Below are 7,109 nucleotides of genomic sequence, written 5' to 3' on the forward strand. Positions count from 1 at the left end.
GAGGAGGATCCCCGGCGTGTCCGGCCGACGCCCCGGCGTGTCGTCGGCGTGTCTCCTCGAGCGGGTCCGGAGTGTCGTCCGCGCGTCCTCACAAGCGGGTCCGGCGTGTCGCTAGCGGGTCCTCTCGGAGGGCGGCGTGTCGCTCGCGGCACAGGGGTGAGCGCACCCGTGACGGAGAGTCGGCGTGTCGCTGGCGATGGGTCGGGCGAGCCCCGTGAGGCCAGAACGAGGCGACCCCCACAGCCGGAGCTGTGGGGGTCGCGTCGTCGGGATACCTGGCCTGCAGGCGGCTCCGCGGGCGAGGCCGGGGCGCTCAGCTCCGGGAGGGGCCGTCCGTCTTCGGTGCGGACCAGGCGTCGACCACGGGGTCCTCCCCCGGCTCCGGATCCACGAGGGCATCAGGTGCGGGCTCGGCGGCCGAGCCCGGCTCGACGGCCGACGCCGGGTCCTCCTCCTGCTCGGGATCCACCACGTGGGCGGGCGCGCTGACCACCATGCGGGGATCGCCGTCGCCGGGGGCCACGGGATCGCCGCCGTCAGCCACGGCGGCCTCCTGGGCGGAGCCGGCCTCGACGACGGGGGCTGCGCCGTCGGCCGGGCCAGCGGGGTCGTCGGCCGGGTCAGCGGGGTCCGTGGCCTCCGCCTCGAGACTGCGACCGTCGGCCACCACGATCGTCTCGAGCACTTCGCGCAGGAGCTCGACCTGGGCCAGCGATTCAGCGGCACCCGACAGCGGCGCGGTGCCCTTGTCCACGAAGGCATGGAAGGCCTCCCACATCGCCTCCGCAGAGCCCTTGGTCGCGGTGGTCGAGGTCTCCTGGACGACGCCGGACTTCTTCTCCCGCAGCGAGAGCGTCGAGCGCCGGTCGCCGTGCGAGGGGGCGTGCAGCTCGACCTGCATGCGCCGCCGCGCGGAGAGCACCTGGACGGACTCCGAGTACTCGGGGGCGAACGGGAGGTAGTGCCACACCAGGCGCACCTGCGCGCCCCCCTCGAGCTCGCCCAGCAGCTCGATCGAACCGGGGATCACGCCCTTGGGCCAGTGACGCACCGCGCGCAGTCGCGCCACCGAGCCGTAGACCGCCTCGGTGACGGCCAGCTGGTGGGCGACGCCGGTCAGCAGACCCTTGACATAGAGGTCGCGGTCGCGCTGGGTGGCTCCGTCACCGGTGCCCGCGACGACGGCGGCCTGCAGAGCGGTGCGCCGCTCGGCGCGCTTCTCGGAGGGCAGGTCGTAGGAGGAGGTGGTCACGTGCGCGCCGCCGAACAGCGGCTGGCTCGCGGGCATCAGCACCTCGTGGTCGATCATCCGCAGGTCCTTGAGCGCGATCTGCTCGGCCATCGCGGCCACGGAGGCGTCGTACTGCTGGGGGTAGGCCATCATCAGCAGGCGTCGTCCCGTCATCCGCTCGAAGTCGGTGACCTTCGCGATCTCCTCCGCGGAGAAGCCCAGGGGCGGCTCCACCAGGACCGGGATCCCGCGGCGCAGGAGCTGCAGCAGGTCGTCCACGTGCAGACCGTCGGTGGACAGCACGGCGGCATCGATGCTCACCGTCTTCGCGCGCACGGCCGCGAGGAGATCGGCGAGCGATTCGAAGCGCTGCTCCTCCTGGATCCCCCACACCTCGGAGGACTCCCGGCGGCGGCGGGGAGAGTGGTCGACCAGCGCGGTGACCACGAACCGGTCCCAGCGCCTGCGCAGCACCGGCAGATGCACGGCCTGAGCCATGGTTCCGGCGCCGATCACGGCGATGTTCAGGGTCTTCGGCATCGACAGGCTCCTCGGGCTCGACGGGGATCGGCGGCGGCACCGCGGGCGCGCAGCGGGCGCCTGGGCGATCCCCGGCTTCCGCACCTCGGATTCGGCGCGGGACGCACGCCTGTTCTACCACACCCGGCCGACCCCATTCGGGCCGCTTCACCGGCGCGACCTGGGGGTCGTCGAAGAATGCCTCAGGAGCCGCCGTGCAGCGCACCGCCCCGGCGGGGTTATCGTGGTGCGCATTGTCGGCGACTCAGGAGGACCACGTGTCACAGCGCTTCTATATGGGGGTGCGCACCTTCGTGCGTCCTTTCGTATCGCTCATCTGGAAGCCGCGAGTCGTCGGTCTGGAGAACGTTCCCCGTGAGGGCGGGTTCATCCTGGCCTCCAACCATCTCTCCAACATCGACAGCTTCGTGCTGCCGGTCGCGGTGCCGCGCCAGATCCGCTTCGTGGCCAAGCAGAGCCTGTGGACCCAGAAGGGCCCCCGCGGCCGGCTCCTGAGGTGGTTCTTCACCGCCGTGGACGCGGTGCCCGTGGACCGTGAGGCGCTCGCCTCCGGGAAGGGCGCCCTGCAGGCGGCCCAGGAGATCCTGCGTGACGGCGCCGGATTCGGCATCTACCCCGAGGGCTCCCGCTCCAAGGACGGCCTGCTGCATACCGGCAAGCAGGGTGCGGCCTGGCTGGCGCTCGAATCGGGGCGTCCCGTGCTGCCCGTCGGCCTCAAGGGCACCCCGGAGCTGATGAAGAAGAAGCTGCCCGAGCGCGGCGCGGTGACCGTGCGCATCGGCGCTCCCATCGATTTCAGCGACATCGATCCCGCAGCCTCCAAGGGCGTCAAGCGGCGCCTCATGACGGCGCGGATCATGGACGAGATCCAGCAGCTCTCGGGGCAGCAGCGCTCCGACGTGTCCAGCTCCTCGTCCAGTTCGCAGTTCTGAACCCCCACTGACACCAGCAGTCACCGGCCCCTAGCCCGTAGGATCGGGGAAGGCCACGCCCGGACCCCGGGTGCGGCCGACGTCCGGACCGCACCCGAGGAGAGCAGATGGCAGTCGTCGTCGGATTCATCCCCACCGACGTGGGTTTCAAGGCGCTGGCGGCCGCTCGCGAGCAGGCCGAGAAGCGCGGTGGGCCGCTGATCGTCGTGAACGTGGTGCGCGTGGGAGTGGCCTCCGATCCGCGGCACGCTGATGACCAGCAGCTCGAGATCGCACGCGATGAGCTCCGCCAGGCCACGATGCGCGTCGAGATCCGCCAGGAGAACACCGAGGACGACATCTCCGATGTCCTGCTGCGCGTGGTCGAGGAGGAGCACGCGGAGCTGCTCGTGCTGGGCATCCGCCGTCAGAACGACCTCGCCCGGCATCTGCTCGGGCTGACGGTGCAGAAGCTGCTCCTCTCCTCCCCCAGCGAAGTCCTGGTGGTCTGACTGCGTGGCCCTACTCCGGAGGCCCAACTGCGTGATCCGGCTCCGGAAGCCTGACTGCGTGATCCGGCTACGGCGGCCCGACCGTCGTGGCCTGACGGACGTGATCTGCAGGACAAGCGCCCTCGCGCTCACCGCACCGCACCGCACCGCACCGCACCGACACACAAGAGCGCGGCCTATCCCCTGGGGGACGGGCCGCGCTCCTGTATGCGCCGGAGGGACCGCGGGCGGCCGCCGAGATCGGCGACCGCCCTGCCTGACCCGACGGATCGGTCAGGCCGAGCGGATCTCGCGGATCAGGCGTCCAGCGGGTCGCCGCCGGGCTGATCGTCGGCTGCGGCGGTGCCGATGGCATTCTCGATGCGCTCGCCGATAGTCTGGTCGATGTTCTTCCAGTACTGGATCGCGTTGGACAGCACCGGCTCCTTGACGGTGCTCAGGCCACCGGAGACCGTCTGGACCAGGCGATCGCGGTCGCCGTCGTCGAAGACCTCGCGCACCAGGATGCCGGGCTGGACGAAGTCGCCGTCCTCGGCATGCAGGGTGTACGCCGCGCGGACCAGCTCACCATCGGCCTCCCAGCCGTTGTCGACCGGCCCCTGCTCGTCCTGGTAGGCGCGACCGTAGGAGTTCGGTGCGTACACCGGCGCGTCGCCGGAGTGCAGGAACTGCATGAACCCCTCCTTGTCGTAGGAGTTCGTGGGCACGATCGGCTGGTTCACCGGCAGCTGGTTGAAGTTGGTGCCGATGCGGTGGCGCTGCGCGTCCGGGTAGGAGAACGAGCGGCCCAGCAGCATCTTGTCCGGGGACAGGCCGATGCCGGGCACCGTGTTGGACGGGCTGAAGGCGGCCTGCTCGATCTGCGCGAAGTGGTTCTGCGGGTTGCGGTTCAGCGTGATGGTGCCGACCTTGATCAGCGGGTAGTCCTTCTTGGACACCGTCTTGGTGAGGTCGAAGATGTTGAACCGGTAGTTCTTCGCGTCCTCGTACGGGATCACCTGGACGGAGAGGTCCCAGCTGGGGAAGTTGCCCTCGGCGATCGAGTCGAAGAGGTCACGACGGTGGTAGTCGCCGTCGACACCGGCGAGACGGTCCGCCTCCTCGTTGGAGAGGTACTCCATGCCCTGGTTGGTGTGGAAGTGGTACTTCACCCAGAACTTCTCGCCGGACTCGTTGACCCACATGTAGGTGTGCGAGCCGTAGCCGTTCATGTGACGCCAGGTCTTGGGCAGGCCACGATCACCCATCAGGTACGTGACCTGGTGAGCGCTCTCGGGAGAGTTGGTCCAGAAATCCCACTGCATGGTGTTGTCGCGCAGGCCGGAATCCGGGGTGCGCTTCTGGGAGTGGATGAAGTCGGGGAACTTGATCGGGTCGCGCACGAAGAACACCGGGGTGTTGTTGCCGACCAGGTCGTAGTTGCCCTGCTGGGTGTAGAACTTCATCGAGAAGCCGCGCACGTCGCGCCAGGTGTCGGGCGAGCCGAGCTCACCGGCGACGGTGGAGAAGCGCAGCAGCATCGGGGTCTTGCGACCGGGCTGGAACAGGTCGGCCTTGGTGTACTTCGAGACGTCCTCGGTCACCTCGAGCTCACCGAAGGCGCCGGAGCCCTTCGCGTGGGGGCTGCGCTCCGGGACCCGCTCGCGGTCGAAGCGGGCGAGCTTCTCGACCAGGGCGACGTCGTGGAGCAGCAGCGGACCGTCGGCGCCGACGCTCAGCGAGTGCGCGTCGGACTCACGGGGAGCACCGGACTCGGTGGTGCTGGGGATGGTCGGATCGAAGTCGTTCATTCTTCTCCTCGGATGGTGATGGTTTTCTGACGAACCGTAACGAAAAGTACTGACAAGGGTGGTAGGTACAGGAGCACCTGAGCCCAGGACGGGCCAGGGAGTTCTAGGGGGTGCCGGGAGCGGCGGGAACGGCGGCGGGCGCTGCGTCTCCGAGCGCGCCGCCGGAACCCTTCGCGGCCCGGCAATCGGAGCAGACGCCGCGGTAGACCACGTCAGCGACCTCGATCTCGAAGCCGTGGTCGTCTCCCGGGGTCAGGCAGGGCGCGTGTCCCACGGAGCAGGGGACGTCCTCGAGGCGACCGCACTCCGTGCACACCAGATGGTGGTGGTTGTCGTGGCGATGCAGCTCGTACTGCATGCTGCGGCCGCCGACGGAGACGCGGCGCAGCAGCTCCGCGTCGGACAGTGCGTTGAGCACGTCGTAGACGGCCTGCCGGGACACCGTGCCCAGGCGTTCGCGGACCGCGTGGGCGATCAGCTCGGCATCGGCGTGGGGATGCTCAGCGACCGCCGCCAGCGTCGCGAGCCGCGGAGCGGTCACGCGCAGTCCAGCCCCACGCAGGGCTGAGGTGTGGTCGATCGTCGGCATGCCTCTACTCTAGCGCGCTCTCTGGACTAATTCAAGAAAAGGAAGCGGGGGCGCTGGGACGAGGCTCAGCGCCAGTACCACGTCGACGTCGTCGTGGTCACCGACCGGCAGCCAGAGGGCGCAGAGCGGAGGGCGAAGGACGAAGGGCGCGCGACGGACGACGCGGCGACCGACGACTGACGACTGACGACTGACGACTGACGACTGACGAACCCTTGCACAGAGCTCTGGGGCTGCCTGCTGGCCTCGCGCCCTTCGTCGGGCTGCGGCGCGCTCGCCTCATGGTCTGCGGTGCTTCTCCACGATCCGCCTGTACTGCTCAGGATCGAGGCCGCTCGCGTCCGCTCCCCCGGTGACCTGGTTGACCTCGGCAACGATGGCCTCGAGGTCGTAATCCTCCGGCCGGTGCGAGTCGTCCGAGTCCGGGCGGTGCTCGATGACGCTTCTGATCGTCTCGAGCAGTTTGTCGTGTTCCATCTGCGACTCCTTCGTCAGGTGGGCGATCCAGCGACCCTAGCGGCGCGTTCCCGACGCCGCCGTATTCACGGCCGACCGAGTGTTCGGCGCTCACGGCCCTGGCGCTTGTACTCTGTCGCGGTCGCCTCGCGGTGTCCTCGAAACCCTTGGCGAGGTGACCCCTGGGAAGGGACGCCCTCCTCCTTCTACGGCGGGAGCGGGCATCTGCCTCCGGCAGTTCGTCCGGTCAAGGGAGCACAGGAGCGACACGACCGGACACGCAGAAGCGCCCCCTCCTGGCCTCACGGTCAGGAGGGGGCGCTTTCGTCGTGCCCGGGGCTGGCGCTGCGTCGCTCCTGGCGCCTCGCCGCAGTCAGCCGAGGATCAGGGGTGCGATCAGGCTGGGATCGGTGCGGTCGAGGGTGCGGACGTTGTTCACGGCCCGGTCGACGGGATGCGTGATCAGCTCGGCAGCGAGGCGCTCGGACACGTCCCCCAGTGCGCCGTGCAGCCGCTCGCGGTCGTCGGCGTCGAGCTTCCCCGGGGCGAGCCATTCCGTCATGAGGTCCTCGTCGAGGAAGGCGGGCATGCGGTCATGGACGTCGCCGGCTGCGTCCTTCGCCTCCCGGGTGATGATCGTGAACGTGACGTCCCAGCCGCCTTCGTCCGCCTTCAGGGCGGTGGTGAGGCCGGCGGCGTGCAGCTGGTGCTCATCGGTGGCGTGCACGTAGTAGGGCTGTTTCCCGGATTCGGTGTCGACCCATTCGTAGTAGCCGGACATCGGCACCACGGCGCGGGACGAGGCGAACGCTGCCCGGAACATGCCGTTGGTCGCGGCGGTCTCGAAGCGGGCGTTGATCGGCCGTGGCCCCTTGTCCTTCGCCCAGGCCGGCTGGAATCCCCATCGGGCGAACTCGAGGGTCCGCTGCAGCTCGCCGTCCTCATCGACGTGCTCGCGCACCACCGGTGCCTTCGTGCGGGGCGCGACGCTGAACACCGGGTCCCAGTCGAACTCCTTGGAGGGCTGGGCCGCGTAGGCCCGCATCAGCCCGTGGGCATTGCCGGGGGAAGGAATCATTC

Annotated in this window: 7 protein-coding genes; 2 read left to right on the forward strand and 5 right to left on the reverse strand. The window is 69.4% G+C overall.

Going from position 1 to position 7,109, the window contains the following annotated elements:
* Positions 1–313 precede the first annotated feature (313 nt).
* Positions 314–1,771, reverse strand: a complete 1,458-nt coding sequence (locus CIK71_RS15610) for a Gfo/Idh/MocA family protein (protein WP_096166606.1) — start codon at positions 1,769–1,771, stop codon at positions 314–316.
* Positions 1,772–2,028: 257 nt separating this feature from the next.
* On the opposite strand from CIK71_RS15610, the gene CIK71_RS15615 reads away from it, so the two are divergent.
* Positions 2,029–2,703: a lysophospholipid acyltransferase family protein gene (locus tag CIK71_RS15615; RefSeq protein WP_096166607.1), complete on the forward strand. Its 675-nt coding sequence runs from the start codon at positions 2,029–2,031 to the stop codon at positions 2,701–2,703.
* Positions 2,704–2,810: 107 nt separating this feature from the next.
* Positions 2,811–3,194, forward strand: a complete 384-nt coding sequence (locus tag CIK71_RS15620; protein ID WP_096166608.1) for a universal stress protein — start codon at positions 2,811–2,813, stop codon at positions 3,192–3,194.
* A gap of 296 nt (positions 3,195–3,490) precedes the next feature.
* On the opposite strand, the gene CIK71_RS15625 is transcribed toward CIK71_RS15620, so the two are convergent.
* The 4 genes from CIK71_RS15625 to CIK71_RS15640 form a co-directional block, all read right to left on the reverse strand.
* Positions 3,491–4,984 carry a catalase gene (locus CIK71_RS15625; protein WP_096166609.1) on the reverse strand — a complete coding sequence of 498 codons (1,494 nt, stop codon included), beginning with the start codon at positions 4,982–4,984 and terminating at the stop codon, positions 3,491–3,493.
* A gap of 103 nt (positions 4,985–5,087) precedes the next feature.
* Positions 5,088–5,573: a Fur family transcriptional regulator gene (locus tag CIK71_RS15630; protein ID WP_096166610.1), complete on the reverse strand. Its 486-nt coding sequence runs from the start codon at positions 5,571–5,573 to the stop codon at positions 5,088–5,090.
* Between the two features lie 279 nt (positions 5,574–5,852).
* Entirely contained in the window at positions 5,853–6,050 is a 198-nt protein-coding gene (locus CIK71_RS15635; protein ID WP_096166611.1) for a hypothetical protein, read from the reverse strand.
* A gap of 352 nt (positions 6,051–6,402) precedes the next feature.
* A partial coding sequence (locus CIK71_RS15640; protein WP_096166612.1) for an SOS response-associated peptidase occupies positions 6,403–7,109 on the reverse strand: 707 nt, incomplete at its 5' end.

The sequence above is a fragment of the Brachybacterium alimentarium genome, assembly GCF_002332425.1.
In the GTDB taxonomy this organism is placed as follows: domain Bacteria; phylum Actinomycetota; class Actinomycetes; order Actinomycetales; family Dermabacteraceae; genus Brachybacterium; species Brachybacterium alimentarium.